The organism is Candidatus Bipolaricaulota bacterium, from assembly GCA_021159055.1.
Classification (GTDB): Bacteria; Bipolaricaulota; Bipolaricaulia; order UBA7950; family UBA9294; genus S016-54.
In genome coordinates this window covers 1-23699 of record JAGGSO010000091.1, presented here as the reverse complement: position 1 = coordinate 23699, position 23699 = coordinate 1, and the positions used below count along the sequence as shown (strand labels likewise).

Below are 23699 nucleotides of genomic sequence, written 5' to 3'. Positions count from 1 at the left end.
CATGATCGCCCGGCTGCGCACACTGGTTGCGGGGTACGACCGCCGCTTGTGGACGCTGTTCGTTGTTCAGATGATTGTATCCGCCGGATTTGGGGCGGCGATGCCATTCGTCAGCCTGTATTTCTACCGGGTTCTCGGAGTGCCGATGCGGATCGTGGGGACGATCATGCTCGTCTCCGCCGGAGTGAGCGCCGCTGGCCGGATCATCGGAGGTGAGCTATCGGATCGGCTCGGGCGCCGGCCCCTCATCGCCTCCACCCTGGGGATACGGACCTTGCTCTTCCTCGGGATGGCCGGACTGGTCTACATCAAAGCCAATTACCTCGTCCTCGCGTTGATATTCCTCCTCGTCAGGTTCGCCGGTGCGGTGAGCCAACCGGCGCTGAGCGCGATGGTCGCCGACATCGTCCCGGCGGCCCGACGGGTGGAGGCGTTCGGGGTGCTGCGGATCGGCGGAAACGCAGGCTGGGCGATCGGCCCGGCATTGGGCGGGTTCTTGATCTCGATCTCCTACTCGCTTTTGTTCGTCCTCACTGCGGCAGCGACCGGCATCGGGATGGTCCTGATCCTCCTTTTCACCACCGAGTCGATCAAGACGCGGGAGACGGAGCGATTTGTGCTCCGCCAGGTCCTCGCGGCAGGACGAGATCGAAAGTTTCTTCTGTTCTGCCTGTTCAGCCTGTCGCTGTTCCTCGTCATGGGACAGTTCGCCAGCACCCTTTCGGTCTTTTCCACCACGATCGTCGGGATCACCGATGTTCAGCTCGGGTTCCTTTACACCCTGAACGGGATCGTGGTCGTACTGCTCCAGTGGCCGGCGGCGCGGGTCGCACGCCGAGTGGGAATCCGCCGTGCGTTGATCGCAGGGAGCCTGTTCTTCGCCGGCGGGTACTTCTTCGTCGGGCTCGCCCATTCCTATGCGATCCTCCTCCTGCTGATGATCGTGATCACCACAGGCGAGGTCCTGTTCTCCCCGAGCGCCACCACCGCGGTGGCGAACATGTCCCCGCCGGATCGGACCGGCAGGTACATGGGCTTCTTCGGCCTCGCCGAGTCCCTCGGCTGGTCGGCCGGGCCGTTCATCGGTGGATTTCTGTTCGACGCATTTGCGCATACGCCGATGATCCTGTGGGGAGCGATCGCCGGGCTCGGGCTGATCGCCGCCGCTGGGTTCGCCGTCACCGGAGACCGCGGCCCAGGTATTGACATGCCGGGTGATTCTCTCTATACTGGCAGACATGATGATGAGGCCAAAGGAGATTCTTGCCCGCACGAGTTTGATCACTGACGTCTCCTTTGGCTTTTATTATCGGTTTAGCAACGGCTTTTCCGCCCGTGCCTAGCAATTAGCACTAGGGTCCGCGGACGGAAAAGTCATGAGACGGCTACAGGGAAATCCTGTGGTCGTATTTTTTTGGAAAGGAGGAAAGATGAGCTGCCGTGGTGTACGCGGAGCGACGAGCGTGGAAGCGAATGATCCGGAGAGCATCGTCACGGCGACGCGGGAGTTGTTGGAGCGGATAGTAGCGGCGAATGATATGGCAGTCTCTGATATAGCCAGCGTCGTTTTCACCGCCACCGACGATCTCGATGCCGAGTACCCGGCGCGCGCCGCCCGGGAGATGGGGTGGAGTAGGGTGCCGCTTCTGTGCATGCAAGAGATGGCGGTGCGCGGGAGTCTTCCCCGCTGCATTCGGGTTCTCGTCCTGTGGAATACGGACCGATCAGCTGAGCGAATCAAGCACGTTTACCTTGGAGATGCTGTTCGATTGCGGCCGGACATGGCCGGGAAGGAGGGAGGATGAAGAAGGTGGCGTTTCAAGGTGCACCGGGGGCGTACTCCGCGGAGGCGATCGAGAAGTTCTTCGGGGCAGATGCCGATCCTGTTCCGTGCGATACGTTCGCTGATCTGTTCATCGCCGTGGAACAGGGCGACGCGGACTACGCGATGCTCCCGGTGGAGAACGCGGTCGCCGGGTCGGTCGCTCAGTCATATGAGCTTCTGATGGAGCACGACCTGCGCATCTACGCCGAAGTGATCCTCCGCGTGCGTCACATGCTCCTCGCCCCGACAGGGACGAAGCTCGCCGAGGTACGGCGAGTCCGCTCTCATCCGCAAGCGCTCTCCCAATGTCAGCGCTATATCAAGCGGCACGGGTTCATCCCGGAGGCGACCGAAGACACAGCGGCGAGCGCCGTCTCCCTTGCGGAGGCCCCGGAGCCAGGGGTGGCGGTGATCGCCAGCGCCCTCGCCGCGGAGATCGCGGGGTTGGAGATCATCGATCGGGACATCGAGGACTACCCGTTCAACTACACTCGGTTCTTCCTCCTTGGGACCGAGGATCCACCGCGGGCGCAACGGAACAAGACCTCGATCGTCTTCACGACCCCGCATCAGCCCGGCGCGCTGTACGAGTGCATCGGCGAGTTCGCGCGCCGGGGGATCAACCTGACCAAGATCGAGTCGCGCCCGCGCCTCAACCGGCCGTGGCAGTACATCTTCTACCTCGATTTCGAGGGCCATGTCAAGGACCAGGAGTGCGAGGCGGCGATGATGGGGTTGCTGCGTCGCTCCCTGTTCCTCAAGCTCCTCGGGTCCTATCCGGCGGCGACGACCCCGATCGGGGATGATCCCCAGCAGGAGGTGGAAGGATGATCGTCATCATGCAACATGGAGCAACAGAAGCCCAGATTAAGAACGTGATCGCCCGGGTCGAGCAGCGGGGGTGCCGGGTGCACATCTCGGAAGGGGAAGAACGGATGATTATCGGGGTAATCGGGAACGGCAGGCCGCTCGATCCTATCCAGTTCGAGCGGATGAGCGGAGTGGAGCGAGTCGTCCCGGTCCTGCGGCCGTTCAAGCTGGCGAGCCGGGAGTTCCATCCCCAAGACACGGTCGTGAAGGTAAACGGAGTGAGGATCGGCGGAGACGAGATAGTGGTGATGGCCGGTCCGTGCGCGGTGGAAAATCGCGATCAGATCCTGGAAGCGGCGCGGGCGGTCAAAGGGGCGGGGGCCAAGGTCCTGCGCGGCGGCGCGTTCAAGCCGCGCACCTCCCCGTACAGCTTCCAGGGACTGGGGGTGGAGGGGCTGCGCCTGCTGGCGGCGGCGCGCGAGGAGACGGGGCTGCCGGTCGTCACCGAGGTGATGGCCCCGGAGATGGTCCCGCTCGTCAGCACCTACGCCGACATCCTCCAGATCGGGGCACGCAACATGCAGAACTACGCGCTTTTGCACGCGGTGGGCGAGGCGCAGCGCCCGGTCCTGCTGAAGCGGGGGATGATGTCCACGATCGAGGAGCTGCTGATGGCGGCCGAGTACATCCTCTCCCACGGGAACGAGCGGATCGTCCTGTGCGAGCGAGGGATCCGCACGTTCGAGCCGTACACCCGCAACACCGTCGACATCAACGCCGTCCCGCTCCTCAAGCAGCTCACCCACCTGCCGGTCGTGGTCGATCCGAGCCACGGGACCGGCAAATGGGAGCTGGTCGGTCCGGTCTCCAAGGCGGCGATCGCCGCCGGGGCGGACGGCCTGATCATCGAGGTCCATCCCCATCCAGAGGAGGCGCTGTCGGACGGAGCGCAGTCCCTCAAGCCGGCCCGGTTCGCCGCGCTGATGCAGGAGCTGCGCCCGGTGGCCGAAGCGGTGGGAAGGACGCTATGAAGGCACTTGCGAATTCCCAGGTGGCGATCGTCGGGCTCGGGTTGATGGGGGGATCCCTCGCCGGGGCGCTGCGCGGGAAGTGCCGCGCCGTGGTCGGGGTGGCACGGCGGGACGAGACCCTCACGGAGGCCCGCGCCCACCGGCTGATCGATGAGGGGACGACCGAGCTCGCGGACGGGGTGGGCGACGCCGACATCGCGATCCTCGCGACGCCGGTGCGGACGATCATCGAGCTTGCGCGCAGCATCGGCCCGCTCCTTCCCGCCGGTGCCCTCCTCCTCGACCTGGGGAGCACCAAGACCGATATCGTGAGCGCGATGGCCGAGCTCCCGCCGCACGTCCAACCGCTGGGCGGGCACCCGATGTGCGGCAAGGAGCTCTCCGGGATCACCGCTGCCGATCCAAGGCTGTACCAAGGGAAGACGTTCATCCTCACCCCGCTTCCCCGCACCGCGCCGGATGCGCTCGCGCTGGGAAAGGAGTTAGTTGCGGCGATCGGTGCCCAACCGCTCGTCCTCGAGCCCGCCCGCCACGACCGCTTGGTCGGGGTACTGAGCCACCTCCCGTACCTGCTGGCGTGCGCGCTCGTGCGCACCGCCGACGCCACTACCTCCGCCGATCCGGCGGCGTGGGAGATCGTGGCCACCGGGTTCCGCGACACCTCGCGCGTCGCGGCGAGCGACGTGACCATGATGACCGACATCCTCCTCACCAACCGCGATGCGATCATCGGTGCCTTGGCTGCCTACCGCGACCAGCTGGACTTTCTGATGGAGCTCGTCCGGGCCGGGGACGAAGGGCGGTTGCGAGCGGTGCTGAGCGAGATCAGGGCGACGCGGAAGGAGATGTTCCCATGAGCCGGCTGCGCGTCTTCCCCTCCGGTCCGCTGCGCGGTGAGGCCCGCGTCCCCGGGGATAAATCGATCTCCCACCGGGCGCTTCTGCTCGGCGCGCTGGCGGACGGAGAACTCGAAATCACCGGGTTTCTGCCGTGCAACGACACCCACGCCACCCTTGGTTGCGTCCGCCGGCTCGGGATCGGGGTCGAGGTTCGTGATCCGACGTCGCTCGTCGTGCACGGCCGGGGATTGCACGGGCTCGCTCCGGCGGACGGCCCGCTCGACTGCGTCCGAGCCGGAACCGCGATCCGCCTCCTCACCGGGATCCTCGCCGGCCAACCGTTCGCCAGCGTCCTCACCGGGGATGCCCAACTGCGACGACGGCCGATGGGACGGGTCGTCGATCCACTCGTGCAGATGGGAGCGGAGATCGAGACGAGCGACGGGCACGCCCCGCTCACCGTGCACGGCCGACCACTGCACGGGATCGAGTACCGGATGCCGATCGCGAGCGCGCAGGTGAAGAGCGCGATCCTGCTCGCCGGGCTGTTCGCCGACTCCCCGACGACCGTGCACCAGCCCGGCCCGGCCCGCGATCACACCGAGCGGATGCTCGCCGCGATGGGGGCGGAGATAAAAATCGATGGTAACGCGGTGACGATCGCCCCGTCTGCGCTCTCCCCTGTCCCGATCTCCGTCCCTGGTGATTTCTCCTCGGCCGCGTTCCCGCTCGTCGCGGCGCTGCTCGTCCCCGGGTCACGGATCACGCTGCGCGGGGTGGGGATCAATCCCACCCGCACCGGCCTGCTCGACGTCCTCGCCGCGATGGGGGCGGAGATCGAGGTGCAGGAATTCCACCGGGAGGGGAACGAGCCGGTGGCCGACCTCAGGGTGCAGGCATCGCGGCTTCATGGAGTAGAGATTGCAGGGGAGACCGTGGTGCGGATGATCGACGAGTTCCCGATCCTGGCGGTTGCCGCGACACAGGCCGCCGGGACCACCGTGGTGCGCGACGCCGGGGAGCTGCGCGTCAAGGAGACCGATCGCATCGCCGCGGTGGTGGAGGAGCTGCGCCGGTTGGGAGCCCGCATCGAGCCGCGGCCGGACGGGTTCATCGTCCACGGGCCGACCCCGCTCCACGGAACCGCGGTCTCGTCCCACGGCGACCACCGGTTGGGGATGGCCCTGGCGGTGGCCGGGCTGATCGCCGACGGCACCACCGAGATCGACGACATCGCATGCGCCGACGATTCGTTCCCCGGGTTCGTCAGACTGATGCGCTCCCTGGGAGGAAACTATGATTGACGGACGGACGCGCCTGGTCGGGCTGATCGGCTGGCCGGTGGCCCACTCCTGCTCCCCGGCGATGCACAACGCCGCGTTTGCCGCGCTCAAGCTCAACTGGAGCTACGTTCCGCTCCCGGTGCGGCCGGAGGCGCTCGCCGCCGCGGTCGCCGGCCTGGCCGCGCTCGGCTTCCGCGGGGCGAACGTGACCGTGCCGCACAAGGAGGCGGTGGTCCCGCTCCTCGATTCGCTATCGCCGGAGGCGGCCCGGATCAATGCCGTCAACACGATCGTGGTCGAGGAGGACGGCCGGCTCGTCGGCCATAACACCGATGTCGCTGGATTCATCGCCGCCCTGCGCCAGAGCGGGTTCTCCCCGGAGGGGAGGGCGGCGGTCGTCGTCGGGGCAGGCGGAGCGGCCCGGGCGGCCGTGCACGGGCTCCTCGGCGCCGGAGCGGCCCGGATCCTGATCCTCAACCGCTCGGGTGCGCGGGCGGAAAAGCTCATCTCCGAGCTGGGAACGGATGACCGGGTTCAGGCGCTGCCGCTCACCCCGGAGGCGCTAGTCGAATCGGCGCAGGAGGCCGATCTTCTGGTGAACGCGACCCCGGTCGGGCTGTGGCCGAACGCGGAGGCATCGATCTGGCCCACCGCGGTTCCGATCCCGGCGCGGATCACCGTGTTCGACCTCGTGTACAACCCGGTCGAGACGCTCCTCCTGCGCCAGGCGCGGGCGGGGGGAGCGCGGACGATCCCCGGCCTGGGGATGCTCATCTCCCAGGGGGCGGCGGCGTTCCGGCTGTGGACCGGGATCGACCCGCCGCTGGATGTTATGCGCAAAGCGGCAGAGGAGGTGCTGTCATGACGCGACTGCGGTTTCTCACCGCCGGAGAATCGCACGGTCCGTGTCTGATCGCGATCGTGGACGGGATTCCCGCCGGGTTGGCGATTGATGCGGAGGCGATCGACCGCGAGCTTGCCCGCCGCCAGGGCGGATACGGCCGCGGCGGTAGGATGCGGATCGAGCGCGACCGCGTCGAGATCCTGTCCGGAGTGATCGCGGGGGTGACCACCGGCGCCCCGGTGGGGCTGCGGATCGAGAACCGCGATTGGGAGAACTGGCGTGACCGCTGGCAAGAGAACGACCTTCCGAAGCTCACCGTCCCCCGGCCCGGGCACGCCGACTACGCCGGGATGGTCAAGTACGGGCTTTCTGATGCCAGACCGATCCTGGAGCGGGCGAGCGCCCGCGAGACGGCGATGCGGGTGGCAGTTGGATCATTAGCTAAGCAGCTTCTCTCGCAGTTCGAAATAAAGATCGGAAGTTACGTCGAGCGGATCGGAGCCGTGACCGCCGCGATCCCCGATCTGCCGGTGGAGGAGCTGTGGGAGCGGGCAGAAGGGAGCGACGTGCGCTGCCCGGACGCGAACGCAGCGGCTCAGATGCGGGCGGCGATCGACGCCGCGCGGGCGGCCGGAGACACCCTCGGCGGTGTGTTCACGGTCATCGCCACCGGCGTCCCGGTCGGACTGGGAAGCCATGTCCAGTGGGACCGCCGACTCGACGCGCGGCTCGCGCGGGCGCTCGTCTCGATCCCCGCGGTAAAGGGAATTGAAATTGGAAGCGCGTTTGAAAATGCAGCCAGATCAGGGCGCGAGGTGCACGATGAGCTCTTCCCGGATGAAGAGGGCAATGTAACGCGCGTTACAAATCGTGCTGGAGGGATCGAGGGCGGGATGTCAAACGGTGCCCCGATCGTGGTCCGGGCGGCGGTGAAGCCGATCCCGACCACACTCTCGCCGCTGCGCTCGGTCGACCTGGCGACCGGTGCGGCAGCGCGCACCGAGTACCAGCGCTCCGACGTGTGCGTGGTCCCGGCGGCGGCGGTGGTGGGGGAGGCGATGGTCGCGTTCGTCCTCGCCGATGCGCTCCTGGAGAAGTTCGGCGGGGACAGCTTGGCGGAGATGAAGGCCCATTGGGAGGGAGCACGGGATGAGTAACCGGCGCAACATCGTCCTCACCGGGTTCATGGGCACGGGAAAAAGCGCGGTCGGGCGTGCGGTCGGGCGCCTCCTCGGGCGGGAGTTCGTCGATATGGATGAGTTGATCGCGGCCCGCGCGGGAAAGCCGATCCCCCGCATCTTCGCCGAGGACGGGGAGGAGGCGTTCCGCCGCATGGAGCGGGCCCTGTGCCGCGAGCTGAGCGCCCGGGACGGACTGGTGATCGCGACCGGAGGCGGGGCGCTCGTCGACCCGGAGAACCGTGCGCAGATGATGAAGTCCGGCATCGTGGTCTGCCTCACGGCGAGCCGGGACGAGATCGTACGCCGGTTGAGTGAGACGGACACTTCGGCCCGGCCGCTGTTGGGGGACGACCCGGGGGCGGCGGTCGATCGGCTGCTGGAGGCGCGCCGCGCCGCTTACGCGTCGTTCCCGTGGCGGGTCGACACGACCGGATTATCGATCGATGAGGTGGCACGGCGGGTGATTGCGATCGCCGCGGAGATCGCCCTTACCGTCCACTACCCCGGGGGAAGCTATCCGATCCGGATCGGCGCCGGGCTGCTCGACCGATTGGGCACACTCCTGCGGGAGGAGGTCGGGGCGGCCGGCCGGGTCGCCATCGTCACCAACACGGTCGTCGCGCCGCTCTACGGGGCCCGGGTGGAGGAGGCGCTGCGGGATGCCGGGTTCGCCCCGTTCGCCTGTGTCATCCCGGATGGGGAAGCCCACAAGCGACTGGACACGGTGGAGCGCCTGTACGAGCTGTTCCTTGCTGGCGGGCTCGACCGGAGCGGGACGGTCGTCTCCCTCGGCGGCGGGGTGACCGGGGACATCGCCGGGTTCGCCGCGGCCACGTTCATGCGCGGGGTGCGGTTCGTCCAGGTCCCGACGACGCTCCTGGCGATGGTCGACGCCAGCGTGGGGGGGAAGACCGGGGTCGACCTCGATCAGGGGAAGAACCTCGTCGGCGCGTTCAATCAGCCAGCGCTCGTCCTGATCGATCCGAACGCGCTTTCCACCCTCCCCGCCGATGAGCTCGCAAACGGGATCGCGGAGATGATCAAGCACGGAATCATCGGCGCCCCGGACCTGTTCGCCGCGCTGGAGCGCGACCCGGCCCCGCGGCCGATCCCTGCCGCGGGGATCGGCCGCGCCCTGCGGGTCAAGATCGAGATTGTAGAGCAGGACCCGTACGAGCAGGGACCCCGCGCGGTCCTCAACCTCGGCCATACCGTCGGCCACGCCCTGGAGCGGCTGAGCGGGTTCGAGCTGTCCCACGGGAGGGCGGTTGCGATTGGCATGGTCGCGGCGGCGCGGATCGCGGTGCAGCTCAAGCTGGCGGAGCCTGGGCTCGTCGATCGGATCGAGAACATCCTCTCCGCCTGGGGGCTCCCGATCCGCGTTCCCGAGTTCCCCCCGGATCGGGTGATCGCGGCGATGGCGCACGACAAGAAGAAGCGGCACGGGCGGCTGCGGTTCATCCTCCCCCGGAGGATCGGGGCGGTGGAGATCGTGGACGATGTTCCACCAGCGGTGATCCGGACCGTCCTTGATGAGATGAAAGCGAGGTGACGACGATGAACATCCTGATCCTGCATGGCCCCAACCTGAACCTGCTCGGGACGCGCGAGCCCGAGGTGTACGGGAAGACGACGTTGGAAGAGATTGACGAAGCGCTCCGTGGGTACGCGCGCGAACACGGCCTCGAGCTTCGGATCATGCAATCGAACCACGAAGGGGCGCTGATCGACGCGATCCACGCCGCGCGCGGCTGGGCGGACGGGATCGTGATCAACCCCGGCGGCTACACCCACACGAGCGTCGCGCTGCGTGACGCAATCGCCGCGGTCGGGATCCCGACGGTGGAGGTGCACCTGTCGAACATCCATGCCCGCGAGGAGTTCCGCCGCAGATCGCTCATCGCCCCTGTCTGCGTCGGCCAGATCTCCGGGTTCGGACCGCACAGCTACATCCTCGGGCTGGCCGGGCTGATGCGGTTTCTTGCCGCTGATTGATGGCGTTTCGCCATTGTGCATCCGGCGGCGCATGCAATTTATACTGGGTGCATAGTTGACGTTCGCCGACAAAATAATAAAATGTTAATTTACTAGTGTGCGAAGTCGGGAGGAAAAAGATGACGGTCATGAAAATTCGCATGAATCGCCAACTGACCATCCCCAAGGCCATCTTCGATGAACTCGGGCTCAGGGAGGGCGACTACGTAGAAGTCTGCGTGGAGGACAACAACATCGTCATCAGACCGAAGCGCCTCGTCCCGCTCGAGGATACCTTGAGTCCGGAGGAAGAGGCGCTGGTGACGAAGGGGTTCGAGCAACTCAAACGCGGCGAATATACCGCTTGGGAAGAACTGAAGCGTGAGTTGGACCTGTAATCTCGCCAATGAGGCGGCCAAACAGTTGCGTCGCCTGCCGCATGACCGACGCCGACAACTCGCCCGGGCAATCGAGGAGTTGACGGAAGACCCGATGCAGGGGGACGTCCGTCCGATAAAGAGCGGCAAATTCAAAGGGACGTTGAGAAAACGGGTTGGCCGCTATCGCATCATCTTCTCAGTCGATGCATCGGCACACCGCATCGATATCGCAGCGATCCTCCCGCGTACTGATAACACCTATCGTTAGCTGAGAGAGCGCTATCCATGGCACGCAGTCGGTGGGGGTTGACGCAGGAACGCCGCATTCTGTATCGTACCGGAAAACGTGCGTGTTATGAAAGGAGGGAACTGCTATGAGGCGGTGGGTGGCAATAGCGGCTCTGGTTGCGCTTTCGCTCAGTACGGTTACGGGATGGGGGCAGAGCACCGGTACGATCACGGTCAACCCGGGTGAGTCGATCCAGTCGGTGATCGATCGGGCACCGGACGGAGCGGTGATCTGCCTTCCTCCAGGGACCTGGCACGAGAACCTCACCATCAACAAGAGCATCACTCTACGCAGCGCATCCGGACCTGCCACGGCGGAACGTGTTTTGGTGTTCCGCGTTCTGGGAATAGACACCCTTCCCGAGGGCGAGCGTGCCGCGGCAGTGGAGCGCGTCATCCAGGCGTTTCAGGACCGAGCTGCGCTCTACGGGATAACCGGCGTCGAGGTCACAGCGACGGGCACAGATCAGGTGAGTGTTACTCTCCCCCTTGCCGTCGATCAGGAGCAAGTGATCGACCTCCTCAGCCGTTCCGGGAGGCTCGAGTTTCGCAGGGTGGTGGCAACTGCCACCGATCCTGCCGAGCTGAAAAAAGAGCAAGGAGCGGGCGAAGAGGTCCTTCCCAATAGGGATAAGTCTCTCTACTACCTGGTGGGCGAAGCTCTCCTCACCGGAGCCGATATCGCGGGAGCGCGGGCGCAGATATCGGAGCCACCCATCGGAGAGGGCAAGCCGTACATCGCCATCTCGCTGAGCGAAGCGGGGGCAAAGCGGTTTGTCCAGGTACTCGCCGATCTCAAGGTGGACGACAAGTTGGCGATCGTTCTCGACGGTATCATTTATACCGCCCCCAGAATCACCCAGTCGATCAAAGACGCCGCCGCCCAGGGCTGGCAGACGGTGCAGAACGCGGTCACAATCGCAGGGAACTTCACCAAGGACGAGGCAACCCGAATCGCCGCGGTGCTGCAATCCGGTGTTCTCCCCTATCCCGTGGAGATAGTGCACAAGCCGGAGTCCACCGCCGTCACCCTACACCAAGTCGACTACGGCCCGGCGATCAAGATCGGCACCGCGACCGCCGCGGGCTCAGTGCGCGTCGTACTGGCGGGACTGACCGTGAACGGGACCATTTCCGCTTCCGGGACCAGTGAACTGGAGATCAGAGACTGCATGATCTCCGGAGGGGAGGGAGACGGAATCGAGCTCGGCCAGGACGCGCACGTCGTCATCGACGGATGCACCGTCACGGGGAGTAACGGGGGGATCGTCCTGTGGAACAGGGCTCGAGCGACCATCAGCAACACCACCGTCTCCAAGAATGCACGGGGTGGGATCGAACTGTGGGATGAGACCGTCGCGACGATCCGCGGCTGCACCGTGATCAACCATCAACTCCCCGGAATCCTGATGCAGAACAGCGCCAACGCGACGATCGAGTCCTGCACCCTGCAGGCGAACGAGTACGGAGTGGCCCTGTCGAAGAGTGCTCGTGCCACGATCAAGGGGTGCAATATCACGAAGAACGAAATCGGCGTCGTGTGTTGGGACGACTCCACGGTCGATATCAACGGCTCTACCGTCGCGGATAACGGCGCGGGATTCGTCCTCGCCGACAGCTCACAGGCCACGTTGGTCGGAAACGAGATCAAACGCAACGATCAGGGAATCGCGTTGTTCGATCCAGCGTGCACCGACACCGACCAACACTTCCAGGGGCGTGTTACCGGCCACAGCAACGTGATCCCCGGTCCGGACGATCCGGACGGGAACAGCATGGTAGCTGTATGCCCCACCGATCTATCGTTCCTCACGAGCGAGGCGGGCGGGAAATTCGATCGACACCAGTGAGGCGGGCGGTTTGACATAATCGCCCTGCCTCGGAATAATTAGCCAAGACTGGCTATAGCCAAATCTGGCTAATAAAAGAGGGGGAGACATGGAACCGCCGTTTAAGGTGGGAGGACTGGTAGCGCCACCATATTTCGCGGATCGGATGCACGATCTGGAGGTGTTGGAGCGTTCCGCCCGGAGTTTGGATCAGCATTTCCTCATCCTCGCTCCGCGTCGATTCGGGAAGACATCTCTCCTGTTGAACCTGCGCCAACGACTCGCCGCGGAACGATCCCTCCTTGTCCCCTACGTCAACTGCCGTGACATAGCCGGCCCGGAGGATGTATACCGACTTATAACTCGCGCTCTGCTCGAAGAACTCGAACGCAAACGGCGGCTCACGGGAATCTGGACGCGGTTTCGCACCGTGTTCACCGAAGGAATCATGCGGGCGATGCGCGCCTTGGACGGGCTGGGGGGAGAAATCGGCGAGTGGGGGAAGGTGTATCTGCAGTTTCGCGAACAGGAGATCGATAAAAACGGGCTCGTGCGTGCCGCATTCTCGTTTCCCAGTCGGGTGGCGGCGGAGCATCAGGTGGGAGTGGTGTTCCTGTTGGACGAGTTCCAGGAGGTGGCACAGTTCGACGGTTACATATTCTCCGTGTTGAAGAAGGAGATGGATCAGGCGGGGGACGTGCGTTACTTCTTCTCTGGCTCATCTCTCGGGCTGATCAAGGAGATCTTTCTGCGGGAGGAGGCACCGCTCTACCTGATGGTGACCCGATACCGGTTGGGACCCTTGCCGCCCGCTGAGGCTCTGGAGTTCCTGCGTGAGCGATTCGTCGCCGGCGGATTGACCGCCGACCAAGAGGCGTTGGAGCACCTCTACTCCCTCACTGATGGAATCCCGTTCTATCTCCAGAAGCTGGGCCTAATCCTGTTCCAACGGGAACTGCTCACCCGCACGGGGCGGGTGGACACGCGCTGCGTGGAGGCAGCGTTCGGGCAGATGTTGGCTGAGCTGGACGGTGAGTTCGAGGTGCGGTGGCTCTCCCGCTTCAGCCCGCTCCAGCGGCGGATCCTGCGGGCGCTGGCGCACCTCGCTCCGGCGCGGGTAACGGACATAGCCAATCAGTTGGGAACGAAACCATCCGACATCTCGTCCTCCCTCGGCCGGCTCCGGGAGGCGATGGTGGTGGAAAAGACGAAAAATGCATATCGCATCGTCGATATCGTGTTCGCGCGGTGGATCCGCGACCTTTAGCCAAGATTGGCTATAGCCGCCTTTGGCTAACTTCCTGGGACATTTGCCATTTTGTCGGCACGCGATCCGGGACTGCATGCGATAAAATGCTGTACGAAAAAAGGAGGAAACCATGAAGACTAAGTCCGATCGCATCGCGAACATGCCGGACTATCCGTTCGCCCGCTGGGGGGAGAAGGTGCGCGCGGCCCGCGCCACCGGGATCGACGTGATCCGGCTCGACATCGGCAACCCCGACCTCCCTCCTCCGGATGCGGTGATCGAAACGCTCTGCTCGTCCGCCCGCGATCCAAGCTCGCATGGCTATCCCGGCTACCGCGGTCTCCCCGCGCTGCGGGAGGGGATCGCCGCCTACTACGAGCGCCGGTTCGGGGTGGAGCTCGACCCGACGACCGAGGTCGTCCCTCTGCTCGGATCCAAGGAGGGGATCGTGCATCTCGCTCTCGCGCTCCTCGACCCCGGTGATCTCGTCCTCGTGCCCGATCCGGGCTATCCATCGTACACGATGGGCGCGGTCATCGCCGGGGCGCGCGTCCACAAGTTCCCGCTCCTCCCGGACCGCGGCTTCCTGCCTGACCTCGATGCGATCCCGGCCGATATTGCGCACGAGGCGACGATGATCTGGCTCAACTACCCGAACAACCCGACTGCCGGCACCGCCGACCTCGAGTTCTTCACCGCTGCGGTCGAGTTCGCCCGGGAGAACGATCTCCTCCTCTGCCATGACGTCCCGTACTGTGAGGTGACCTACGACGGTTACACCCCGCCGAGCGTGTTGCAGGTCCCGGGGGCGAAGGAGGTGGCGGTCGAATTCAACTCCCTGTCCAAGACGTACAACATGGCCGGCTGGCGGGTGGGGATGGCAGTAGGCAACCGCGATGTGCTGAAGTCTCTGTTCGGGGTGGAATCGAACGTCGTTTCCGGCATCTTCCTCCCGGTGCAGGAGGCGGCGATCCGCGCCCTGTCGGTTCCACACGATTGGATCGAGGCCAGAAACCGGATCTACCAGGAGCGGCGAAAGATCGCGCTCGACGGGCTCGCCGCGCTCGGCTGGGATGTGCCGGCATCGCGGGCGACCCTGTACCTGTGGGCGCGGATACCGGAGGGATACGACTCGGAGGGGTTCGCCACGAAACTCTTGAACGAGGCCGGGGTGTCGGTCGCGCCGGGATCGTTCTTCGGAGAGGGCGGCGAGGGCTACGTCCGCATCTCCCTCACCGCCCCGGATGCTCGCATCGCCGAGGCGATGGATCGGCTCGGCGGCCTGTTCAAACAGGGCTAATCAAGATTAGCGGCGAACGCCTCGGCGAGGATCTCCATTCCCTCGTCGATCTGCTCGTCGGTGATCACAAGCGACACGAGGACGCGGATCACGTTCCCGTATAGCCCGGCTGTCGGGAATATCGCCCCGTTATGCAGGGCGTGCTGCGTGATCTTACTGGTGAGTGCCTTGGCCGGCTTCTTGGTCTTGCGGTCCTCGACCAGTTCCATCCCGACCATCGCTCCCAGCCCACGCACGTCGCCGACTACATCGTAGCGCTCCTGCAGGCGGCGGAAGTGCTCCTTGATCCTGGTTCCCACGTGTACAGCACGGTCGAGCAGGTTCGCGGAATCGATCGCCTTAATCACCTCGATCGCCGCCCGGCAGGCGAGCGGATTTCCGGCGTATGTCCCACCGATCCCGCTTGCCACCGGCGCGTCCATGATCTCCGCCTTGCCGATCACCCCGGAGAGCGGCAACCCGGCACCGAGCGACTTGGCAACGCAGATCAGGTCAGGAGTTACATTGAAGTGCTCAAACGCGAAGAACTTGCCGGTCCGGCCGATCCCGGACTGCACCTCGTCGAACACGAGGACGAACCCGTACTTGTCGGCCAATCCCCGCATCGCCGGGAGGAACCAATCCGGCGGGACGAGGAATCCACCCTCCCCCATCACCGGCTCGACGACCATCGCCGCCACGTCGGACGGGTCGACCAGGGACAGGAGGCGATCCTCGATATCCTGGGCGGTGACGTCGTTGCGGTAGGTGTAGGGATAGGGAAGGCGGTACACCTCGGGAGCGAACGGCCCGAATCCCATCTTGTACGGGTTCGCCTTGTGGGTCATCGTCATCGCGAGCAGCGTCCGGCCATGAAACGCGTTGTCGAACACAAGAACCGCCTTGCGCCTCGTGTAGGCGCGCGCGATCTTGACCGCGTTCTCCACCGCCTCGGCCCCGGAGTTGAAGAACGCCGCCTTCAGCTCCCCCGGGATCGGGGTGTGGGCCACCAGCAGCTCGGCGAGCTCGACGAGCGGGGCATAGGGGACGGCGGTGAAGTCGGTGTGCAGAAACCGATCGAGCTGATCGTGCAGCGCGGCGACGACGTGGTCGTTGCGCTGTCCCACGTTCAGGCACCCCCAGCCGCCGGAGAAATCGATGAACCTGTTTCCGTCAAGGTCCTCGACCAGTGCCCCTTTGCTCTCCTTGATGACAAACGGGGCGTATGTCTCAAGCGGTGCGGCCACGTACTTCGCCTTCTTCTCCAGAACCGCGGCCGATTTCGGTCCGGGAAGCTCGGTCTGAATGCGGGTGAAACGACGTTCGATCATGGTTCCTCCCTCTTACGCTGAGTTGCGCACAGATGGTACCGAAGGGATGACGGAGAACGCAACCGGAGCCTCTACCAAACGAACAACATGAAGACCCCGCCTAGAACCACTAACGCAAGCGCATTCCACCCCAGTGCCTCTCCGATGAACGCCAGGGCACTCTCCCGCCGTGATCCGTTGAGATAGAGGCTCAACCCGATCAGGTTGGCGAACGAAGCGACCATCGTACCCAGGCCGCCGATGTTCACTCCGTAGAACAAGCTGCGCCAATCGGCGGTAGTGTGCGAGAGCAGCATTGCCGCAGGAACGTTGCTGATCACCTGGGAGAGCCCGATACCTATTCCGTATACGCCGAGCGAGCTGGCGATCCCACCACCGAGGGCCCGAGTGACCAACTCTCCCAGCCCGCTCATCGTCGGGAACAGGAGGAAGAACGCCCCGAGGAGCCACCAATCGAGTCGCTGAAATCCAGGTCGATCCACTGTTGCCATGTATAAGACGAGGAGCCCGGCTGCGATATATACAGGGAGTAATCGCATGACGCTGAGGACAAGCAACGCGAACAAGCCCAACAGGATCGCTGACTTCCCCCACGCCACTTGCGGCGGCGTGACCGCTTCGGACGATGGGGCGGGTATAGCCTTTTTCCCATGCGCCAGTCCTATCACCATCAATGCGGCAAGTACAATGGAGCTGACAGCGGCTAACGGCGCGCTCGCCTGAAAGAACGTGGCCGGTAACAACTGGTAGTGGTGGTAGATGAACAGGTTCTGCGGGTTGCCCCATGGGGTAAACGCGCTGCCCAGGTTCACCGCCATGATCTCGTAGATCACCAACCGCCGCAGATTGAGCGGGGCACGCCGGGCCAACGCGAATGTAAGCGGGATGACGGCGAACAGCGCAGCGTCATTTGTGACGAGCATCGCCAGCGTGAACGCACTTGCCAACACGAGGGAATACAAGCCGACCAGTCCATGGGCACGGCGTGTGAGCGCGACGGCGACCCATTCTACGAATTCAGTCGATTTAAGCCCCTCGGCGACGAGCATGAACGAGCCAAGGAGTGTCAACAATCTCCAATCGACCGCGGCGAAAAAATCCTGCACTGGGATGATACGCAAAGCGAGCAGACCGGCCAGCACCACTGCAGTTATCCAGAACACAATCTGTGTTGCCGCGATCTTTCTCCGCTCCAATTCGAATTCACCTCATTTTGCCCGCGTGTTGCGTCCGTTTTGATCACCGACCCGGTCAACCGAGAAACGGTACGAAAGAATCCTTTGAACCGCAATCTCACCCAAGTTGACGCACGCGCCCTGGGGACGCAACCCCACCGCTTATTTTTCGACCTCACCGCGTCCTCCCGCGCCTCTTTCTTGTTGCAGGAGTGTGAGCCGGGTCTCCGATGCTCCTATTTTATGCTTGGCTATCGGCTCCCGGTCGATTAGTATCGGTAGAAGCTGATGCAGCCAACGGGAGGATTGATGCGACGATTTTTGATCGATACTGATACCGCGTCCGACGACGCGGTTGCACTCGTGATGGCGCTCCGAAACCCGGAGATCGAGGTGGAGGCGATCACCGTGGTCGCTGGGAACGTCCCGCGCGACCAGGGGGTGCAGAACGCCCTGTACACGGTCGAGCGGTGCGGGGCGAAGGTCCCGGTGTATGCCGGTTGCGCTAAGCCGCTCCTTCGACCGCTCGAGACGGCACAGTTCGTGCACGGAAAGGATGGGATGGGGGAGATCGGTCTTCCGCTCTCTGGACGGACGCCCGCACCTGGGCACGCAGTGGACGCGATCATCGGCACGATCCGCTGCTACCCCGGTGAGGTCACTCTGGTCACACTCGGGCCGCTGACGAACGTCGCCATCGCCCTGGCGCGTGACCCTGAGATCGCCGGCATGGTGGACCGATGCGTAATCATGGGCGGGATCGGCCTCGGCCACGGGAACGTCGTCCCGGCGGCGGAGTACAACATCTGGGTGGATCCCGAGGCGGCGAAGATGGTGTTCGAATCAGGACTTCCGATCACGATGGTCGGTTGGGACGTCTCACAGCGCTACGCCACCTTCGACGACGCAGCAGCGGAAGAGCTGCGCCGGGTCTCCCCGCTCGGGGAGTTCTGCGTTGCGATCCAGGCGTGCCTGCGCCGCTTCGGGATGGAGAAGCTCGGCCTTCCTGGGTTCGACCTCCCTGACCCGATCGCGATGGCGGTGGCGATAGATCCCGCAGTGGCGACAGAGATCAAGCACCTGTACGTCGATGTCGAGACAAAGGGGGATCTCACCCGCGGGGCGGTGGTAGTCGACCATTTGGGGATCACCGGGAACGCTCCGAACGTCGACGTGGTGCTCAAAGCATCGCGCGACCGGTTCCTGGAGCTCCTGTACGCCGCAGTGCGATGATCAGGCTCCCCCGCTTCGCCTCACCCTCACCACCACAGGAAATGACGCAAGTGCACGTAGACGATATCCCGACTCACGGGGTCGAACTCGACGATCCTGATTTGCTGGTGAAATTTAGGATCGGCTCCCCCGAATAAGTAGATTTTCCCGGAGCAGGCGACCGCCGCGAGGTCGGCTCCTGTGAACGGGAGGGTGGTCACCTCAGAGGAGGAAAGCGTGGTCGGATCGACAACGACGACGGTGTCACTCGATCCCCTGTTCCAGCCACCGAAGACGTAGATCGCCTTTCCCGTGCTCGCCGCGGCAGCGCGGGAGACGGGTTCGGGTAGCGTTCCGGTCCGCACGATCTTACCGGTGGCGGGGTCGACATCCACAATCTCGTGGATTGGCGCAGTGGAATCGTCTTCCCCTCCGATCACGTAGAGCTTATCGCCGGAAGCGGCCACCGCCGCGAACTCGCGCGCCGAAGAGAGGTGCCCGATGACAACCGCGGTCCCGGTGGCAGGGTTGAACTCGACGATCTCGTCCAATCGGCTGTGCCCGTCCCAGCCACCGATGTAGTAGATCCTCCCGGCCACGGCCGCCGCGGCGCCGAAGGCGCGGGGGGAAGGGAGACGGCCCACAAGCTGGCTCTTCTTCGTGCTTGGGTCGAAGCGAACGATTTCGTCGAGGTAGCCGCTTCTGTCCTCCCCACCGAGGACGAAAATCCCTCCGGAGCAACCTGCCGCTGCGACTCCGAACCTGGGGGTGGAGAGATGACCGACGGTGTTCGCCCGCCGGGTCGCCGGGTCGATCGCCAGGATCGCATCGAGGAGCTCACCGTCTGGGTTTGTTCCGCCGATGACGTAACAAACCCCGTCCACCGCCGCCGCAGCGACCCGATCGCGGGCCGTCCACGGCCGGTGGACCACGTAGCGCGAGGTGTAGAGCCCGAATACGATGATGAACAAGACTATCCCAAGGTAAACAACGAGGGTCAGCGTATTCCTTCGATCAGCCATTGCACGTGAATTCTACTACGTTATTCATGAGCCCTCGCTGGATACCGCACAGCTTGCTGCGGACCGCTTCACTAACATGCCTCCTATGATGTGTGCACGCGTTCGCGATACCAGTGATCCCGCACGCTCGAGAAACAATACCACCTTGGTTCATGCTCATCCTGGATGAGACAACTCTGGTCCTTGCACCGATCGACCGTAGATTGTAGAATGAATACTGTTCGGAGGGGTAGTCAAGCGGTCCAAGACAACGGTTTGCTAAACCGTCGAGGGGTGCATAGCTCCTCCGCGGGTTCGAATCCCGCCCCCTCCGCCAGATGCGCCCGTAGCTCAGTGGATCAGAGCGTCGCACTCCGGATGCGAAGGTCAGAGGTTCGAATCCTCTCGGGCGTAAACAAACCGCCCCAGGCCGCTGGCCTGGGGCGTTCTATCCGCTGGTTTAGAAGAAGGTCTTATCCGTCTCCGGGTCGAAGACGTGCATCCGATCCAGGGCGACGGCGAGCTTGATCTTGTCCCCGATATTAATCGTGATGTGGGGATCGAGGTTGGCCACGATCGGAGTCTCGCCGCATTTGGCGTAGACGAGGAGCTCACTCCCCAGCTGCTCAGTTACCGTAACTGTGGCGTCGAGGAGCTCCCCCTCCTTCCCGTCTGTAACCGGGCCGTTTAGGTCCTCGGGCCGGATTCCAACGATCACATTCGGTGGGAGATCGGTCGGACGCCCCTCCGGGACCATCAGCTTGAACCCGTCTCCGACCAGCATCACCTTGCCATCCGCGGACTCAACACGGGCGTTCAGGAAGTTCATCGCCGGACTCCCGATGAATCCGGCAACGAACCGGTCGGCGGGATGGTCGTAAGTCTGCTTTGGGGAGTCATACTGGTGGATCACCCCGTCGCGCATCACTGCGATCTTGTCGCCGAGGGTCATCGCTTCCACCTGATCGTGCGTCACATAGATCGTGGTCGTCTTGAGGCGGTGGTGGAGCTGCTCGAGCTCGGTGCGCATCTGCACGCGCAGCTTGGCGTCGAGGTTGGAAAGCGGCTCATCGAACAGGAACACCTTCGGGTCGCGGACGATCGCCCGTCCAACTGCGACCCGCTGGCGCTGTCCACCGGAGAGCTCGCGCGGCTTGCTCTTCAGCTTGTTCGCGATCCCGAGAAGCTCAGCCGCAGCGTGGACGCGCCGTTGGATCTCATCCTTCGGAACCTTGCGCAGCTTCAGCCCAAACGCCATGTTGTTGTACACATCCATGTGGGGGTAGAGGGCGTAGTTCTGGAAGACCATCGCGATATCCCGGTCCTTGGGCGGGACGTTGTTCACCACCCGGTCCCCGATCTTGATCTCCCCTTCCGTCACTTCCTCCAGCCCGGCGATCATGCGCAGCGTCGTCGTCTTCCCGCATCCAGACGGGCCGACCAAGACGGTGAATTTTCCGTCCTCAACCTGCAGATCGATCCCCTTCACCGCGGTGAAGTCCCCGAACCGTTTCGTCACTTTGTTCAGCGTTACCTCCGCCATGCTTCGATCCTCCCTTATCGAATAACTACAGAATTTCTCCCTCTAGCATACCAGAAAATTGCCCGTTTGTCTCGTTAGCGGGAAAGTGCGATCACGCCCCGTTTTCCCGCCCCATCGGCATAGACCACGAACCCCTCCTCCGCGCGCACGTGCAGCACCCCATCCTCGGAGGCGACGGCGGGGAGGCGGGAGAGGAGGTCCCGGTTGAACTGATCCCCCTCCTCCTCCCGGAACGGGAGGTAGAGGACCCCGCTCGCCACCATGTCGGCGTAGAAGTGCGTTCCGTAGGAGAGCTCGGGGGCGAACGATTCCGTTGCCATCTCCACGATCACCTCAGCCCCGGCAATCTCCCCGTACTGGACCGGGACCCCGAGCTGGGGGTTCGTCGTCCCCCACCGTCCCGGGCCGATCAGGATGTAGGGGGCCCCGTTCAAGGTCTGATCGATCTCCCCCACCCGCCGGGCGACCTCCCCAGCACGGGTGTAGTCGTAGGTACGCGGATCGACGAAGATCAGATCATTGATCCCACGTTTCTTTCCGTTTCCGAGCACGTTCCCGCACGAAAGGAGGATCCGCTCCTTCGGGATCTGCGGGATGCGGACCCGGCGATGCTCCGGCCTCCCGCCGAGGGGGCGCGCCTGGAGGAGGTAGAACCGCGGCTCTCCGGTCGCGCGGGAGAGGGGGAAGTCGACCGCAAACTCAATGTCGACCGGAAGCTCGAACAATCCCTCCAATCCGGCCAGAAGCTCACGCACAAGGGACGTGAACGGGAAGATGTCATCCCGGGCGATGAACCGGTTGAACGTCGCCACGTACCTCCCCTCCCCCACAATCCCACCGACCGGCTCGTACAGAGTCCCATCCGGGGAGACGACCGAGCAGACTTCAGCTAAGAGGGGATTGTCGAGCTGATGCAGCTTCCGCTGCCCGAGTCGACCGGATTGCATGTCGAGGACGTCGACGGTCTCCTGGGAATAGCGAATGATCGCCTTGGTATCCGATCCCTCCGGTCGCAGGCCGGGCATGACCGGCGAGAAAACACGGGCATACTCGCGGCCGACGGCCCTGGTTCCCACCCCGACCACGAGACGGACGACCCCATCCTCGGGGCGGAGGCGGTCGCTCCACGGGTAGAAGTTGAGGGAGAAGGCGACTCCGCCGATGAGTGGATAGAAGAGGCTGTGCGGGTAGTGACGTCCGATCATGTTCTGAACCAGGATCGCCATCTTCTCCTTTTCCCACGGGAGGCCGTGGCGCTTTCGGTAGGCGCGGGCGTTCCGACCGAAGGTGGAGGCGTACACTCGCTTCACTGCCCCGACCAGGGCTTCAAGCCGATCCGCGTCCGACCCGGTGTTCCCGAGGAACTCGGAGAGGTAGATCCCGGCGAACGAGTGGTTCGGATTGTCCTCCATCACCGATGACGAGCGGACGACGAGGGGCCTATGCTCCGCAGCGATGAACTCCGCCAGCCGTGCCCGGGCCTCATCCGGGAAATGAGCGGCAACGATCCGCGCCTGTAGCTCCTCCGTCGATATCTCCCCGGCGCAGCGGGCGAGGACCGATTCTCCCAACCGGTTTTCCTCCATGAACTCGTCGTACACGTCGGTGGTGATGATGAACGAGTCAGGAAATCCGATGAGGGGATCGTAATCGGTGAGCCGTCCGCCGTGGCGGAGGTGATCGATGACGAACAGAAGCCCGCGTGCCTTCCCCCCGAGCTGGCCGTTTCCGAGGAGACGGACGTTTTCGGGGAGTGCGTACGGATCGAAGTGGTAGCCACCGCGGTTGTCCTCGCCGAAGTGGAAGAAACGTGAGTTCATCCATTCACCCCGTTCCGCCAACTCAAGGCGATGAGCGTCTTCCCGTCGATGAGCTCACCGGTTGCGATCATCTTTGGAATGTCCCCTGGTGCGACGAGCTCGAGCCCCGCGATCTCCCCGGGCGCGGGCGATCCGACCCGCCGCAACCCGGTGGCGCGGAACAGGACGATCCGCTCGTTCGTGAATCCAGGCGATGTGTAGAACGTGCAGATCTCCTCCCAATCGGAGGCGACGTAACCCGTCTCCTCGCGCAGCTCGCGCGCCGCGCACTCCTGCGGTGACTCCCCTTCGACATCGAGCTTCCCGGCTGGGACCTCGAGGAGCTCCGCCCCGACGGCGTGGCGGTATTGGCGGACGAGGATGATCCGTCCGTCATCGAGGATCGGGAGGATCGCCACCGCGCCCGGATGGAGCACGAGCTCGCGACTCGCCTCGCTCCCGTCCGGAAGCTCGACCCGGTCGACGACGAGGCGGACGATCCGCCCGGAGAAGATCTCGTCCCGCGAAACGATTCGCTCAGACAGCTTCGTACCCCAGCTCGAGCGCCTTCTCATTCGCCGGGACGAACCTCCCCTTCCCGCCCTCCTCGAGCATCCGCGCCATCGCCCGTTTGACGACCTCGAGCGGGACGACCCCGGTCGCCTTCAGATAGGCCCCGAGCGCGACCATGTTGATCGCGCGTGAGCTCCCCGCCTCCTCCGCGAGGGAGTGGACGTCGACGAAATGGGCGCGGACGTCGCTCCGGGCGAGGTCCCGCTCGATCAGGGAGCGGTTCGCCACGATCGTCCCTCCCTTGGCCACCATC

At 64.3% G+C, this 23699-nt stretch carries 23 protein-coding genes and 2 tRNA genes; 18 read left to right on the top strand and 7 right to left on the bottom strand.

What is annotated here, in order from left to right:
• The first annotated feature begins 1 nt into the window (after position 1).
• The 15 genes from J7J55_04635 to J7J55_04565 all read left to right on the top strand — a co-directional run bounded on the left by J7J55_04635 (position 2) and on the right by J7J55_04565 (position 14833).
• Positions 2–1288, top strand: coding sequence for an MFS transporter (locus J7J55_04635; GenBank protein ID MCD6141984.1), 1287 nt, complete (start codon positions 2–4; stop codon positions 1286–1288).
• A gap of 142 nt (positions 1289–1430) precedes the next feature.
• Positions 1431–1805 (top strand): chorismate mutase, encoded by a 375-nt coding sequence (gene aroH, locus J7J55_04630; GenBank protein MCD6141983.1) that lies wholly within the window; start codon positions 1431–1433, stop codon positions 1803–1805.
• On the top strand, positions 1802–2656 hold the full coding sequence (pheA, locus tag J7J55_04625; protein MCD6141982.1) for a prephenate dehydratase: 855 nt from the start codon (positions 1802–1804) through the stop codon (positions 2654–2656). The genes aroH and pheA overlap by 4 nt, the downstream gene beginning before the upstream one ends.
• On the top strand, positions 2653–3666 hold the full coding sequence (aroF, locus tag J7J55_04620) for a 3-deoxy-7-phosphoheptulonate synthase (protein MCD6141981.1): 1014 nt from the start codon (positions 2653–2655) through the stop codon (positions 3664–3666). The genes pheA and aroF overlap by 4 nt, the downstream gene beginning before the upstream one ends.
• Positions 3663–4523: a prephenate dehydrogenase/arogenate dehydrogenase family protein gene (locus tag J7J55_04615; protein MCD6141980.1), complete on the top strand. Its 861-nt coding sequence runs from the start codon at positions 3663–3665 to the stop codon at positions 4521–4523. Before aroF ends, J7J55_04615 begins: the two co-directional genes overlap by 4 nt.
• Entirely contained in the window at positions 4520–5809 is a 1290-nt protein-coding gene (gene aroA / locus J7J55_04610) for a 3-phosphoshikimate 1-carboxyvinyltransferase (GenBank protein ID MCD6141979.1), read from the top strand. Before J7J55_04615 ends, aroA begins: the two co-directional genes overlap by 4 nt.
• The gene (locus J7J55_04605; GenBank protein MCD6141978.1) at positions 5802–6653 is read left to right on the top strand and encodes a shikimate dehydrogenase; all 852 of its coding nucleotides are present in this window, start codon (positions 5802–5804) and stop codon (positions 6651–6653) included. The genes aroA and J7J55_04605 overlap by 8 nt, the downstream gene beginning before the upstream one ends.
• Before the next feature lie 5 nt (positions 6654–6658).
• Complete coding sequence (gene aroC / locus J7J55_04600; GenBank protein ID MCD6141977.1) at positions 6659–7789, top strand: chorismate synthase; 1131 nt, start codon at positions 6659–6661, stop codon at positions 7787–7789.
• Positions 7782–9365 carry a 3-dehydroquinate synthase gene (aroB, locus tag J7J55_04595; GenBank protein ID MCD6141976.1) on the top strand — a complete coding sequence of 528 codons (1584 nt, stop codon included), beginning with the start codon at positions 7782–7784 and terminating at the stop codon, positions 9363–9365. Before aroC ends, aroB begins: the two co-directional genes overlap by 8 nt.
• 5 nt (positions 9366–9370) lie before the next feature.
• Positions 9371–9808, top strand: a complete 438-nt coding sequence (aroQ, locus tag J7J55_04590) for a type II 3-dehydroquinate dehydratase (protein ID MCD6141975.1) — start codon at positions 9371–9373, stop codon at positions 9806–9808.
• Positions 9809–9927: 119 nt separating this feature from the next.
• Positions 9928–10185 (top strand): AbrB/MazE/SpoVT family DNA-binding domain-containing protein, encoded by a 258-nt coding sequence (locus J7J55_04585; protein MCD6141974.1) that lies wholly within the window; start codon positions 9928–9930, stop codon positions 10183–10185.
• Positions 10169–10435, top strand: coding sequence for a type II toxin-antitoxin system RelE/ParE family toxin (locus J7J55_04580; GenBank protein ID MCD6141973.1), 267 nt, complete (start codon positions 10169–10171; stop codon positions 10433–10435). The genes J7J55_04585 and J7J55_04580 overlap by 17 nt, the downstream gene beginning before the upstream one ends.
• Positions 10436–10541: 106 nt before the next feature.
• Entirely contained in the window at positions 10542–12305 is a 1764-nt protein-coding gene (locus J7J55_04575; GenBank protein MCD6141972.1) for a right-handed parallel beta-helix repeat-containing protein, read from the top strand.
• An 88-nt stretch (positions 12306–12393) separates the two neighbouring features.
• On the top strand, positions 12394–13551 hold the full coding sequence (locus J7J55_04570) for a MarR family transcriptional regulator (protein ID MCD6141971.1): 1158 nt from the start codon (positions 12394–12396) through the stop codon (positions 13549–13551).
• A 112-nt stretch (positions 13552–13663) separates the two neighbouring features.
• The gene (locus J7J55_04565; GenBank protein ID MCD6141970.1) at positions 13664–14833 is read left to right on the top strand and encodes an LL-diaminopimelate aminotransferase; all 1170 of its coding nucleotides are present in this window, start codon (positions 13664–13666) and stop codon (positions 14831–14833) included.
• Here the strand turns inward: J7J55_04565 and gabT are convergent.
• Positions 14830–16143: a 4-aminobutyrate--2-oxoglutarate transaminase gene (gene gabT / locus J7J55_04560; protein MCD6141969.1), complete on the bottom strand. Its 1314-nt coding sequence runs from the start codon at positions 16141–16143 to the stop codon at positions 14830–14832. The genes J7J55_04565 and gabT overlap by 4 nt on opposite strands.
• Before the next feature lie 71 nt (positions 16144–16214).
• On the bottom strand, positions 16215–17339 hold the full coding sequence (locus J7J55_04555) for a hypothetical protein (protein ID MCD6141968.1): 1125 nt from the start codon (positions 17337–17339) through the stop codon (positions 16215–16217).
• 288 nt (positions 17340–17627) lie between these two features.
• Between J7J55_04555 and J7J55_04550 the strand changes: the two genes are divergently transcribed.
• On the top strand, positions 17628–18551 hold the full coding sequence (locus tag J7J55_04550; protein MCD6141967.1) for a nucleoside hydrolase: 924 nt from the start codon (positions 17628–17630) through the stop codon (positions 18549–18551).
• 26 nt (positions 18552–18577) lie between these two features.
• On the opposite strand, the gene J7J55_04545 is transcribed toward J7J55_04550, so the two are convergent.
• Positions 18578–19552, bottom strand: coding sequence for a hypothetical protein (locus tag J7J55_04545; protein MCD6141966.1), 975 nt, complete (start codon positions 19550–19552; stop codon positions 18578–18580).
• 223 nt (positions 19553–19775) lie between these two features.
• Here J7J55_04545 and J7J55_04540 point away from each other — a divergent pair.
• Positions 19776–19868, top strand: a tRNA-Ser gene (locus J7J55_04540).
• A 3-nt stretch (positions 19869–19871) separates the two neighbouring features.
• A tRNA-Arg gene (locus J7J55_04535) sits at positions 19872–19945 on the top strand.
• 46 nt (positions 19946–19991) lie between these two features.
• Here J7J55_04535 and ugpC read toward each other — a convergent pair.
• From ugpC to J7J55_04515, 4 genes are all read right to left on the bottom strand, one after another.
• Positions 19992–21074: a sn-glycerol-3-phosphate ABC transporter ATP-binding protein UgpC gene (ugpC, locus tag J7J55_04530; protein MCD6141965.1), complete on the bottom strand. Its 1083-nt coding sequence runs from the start codon at positions 21072–21074 to the stop codon at positions 19992–19994.
• 74 nt (positions 21075–21148) lie between these two features.
• Positions 21149–22894 carry a phosphoenolpyruvate synthase gene (locus tag J7J55_04525; protein ID MCD6141964.1) on the bottom strand — a complete coding sequence of 582 codons (1746 nt, stop codon included), beginning with the start codon at positions 22892–22894 and terminating at the stop codon, positions 21149–21151.
• A complete protein-coding gene (locus J7J55_04520) occupies positions 22891–23448 on the bottom strand; it encodes an NUDIX hydrolase (GenBank protein MCD6141963.1) in 558 nt (185 codons plus the stop codon). The genes J7J55_04525 and J7J55_04520 overlap by 4 nt, the downstream gene beginning before the upstream one ends.
• On the bottom strand, positions 23411–23699 hold a 289-nt coding region (locus J7J55_04515), incomplete at its 5' end, for a 2-oxoacid:acceptor oxidoreductase family protein (GenBank protein ID MCD6141962.1). The genes J7J55_04515 and J7J55_04520, both read right to left, overlap by 38 nt.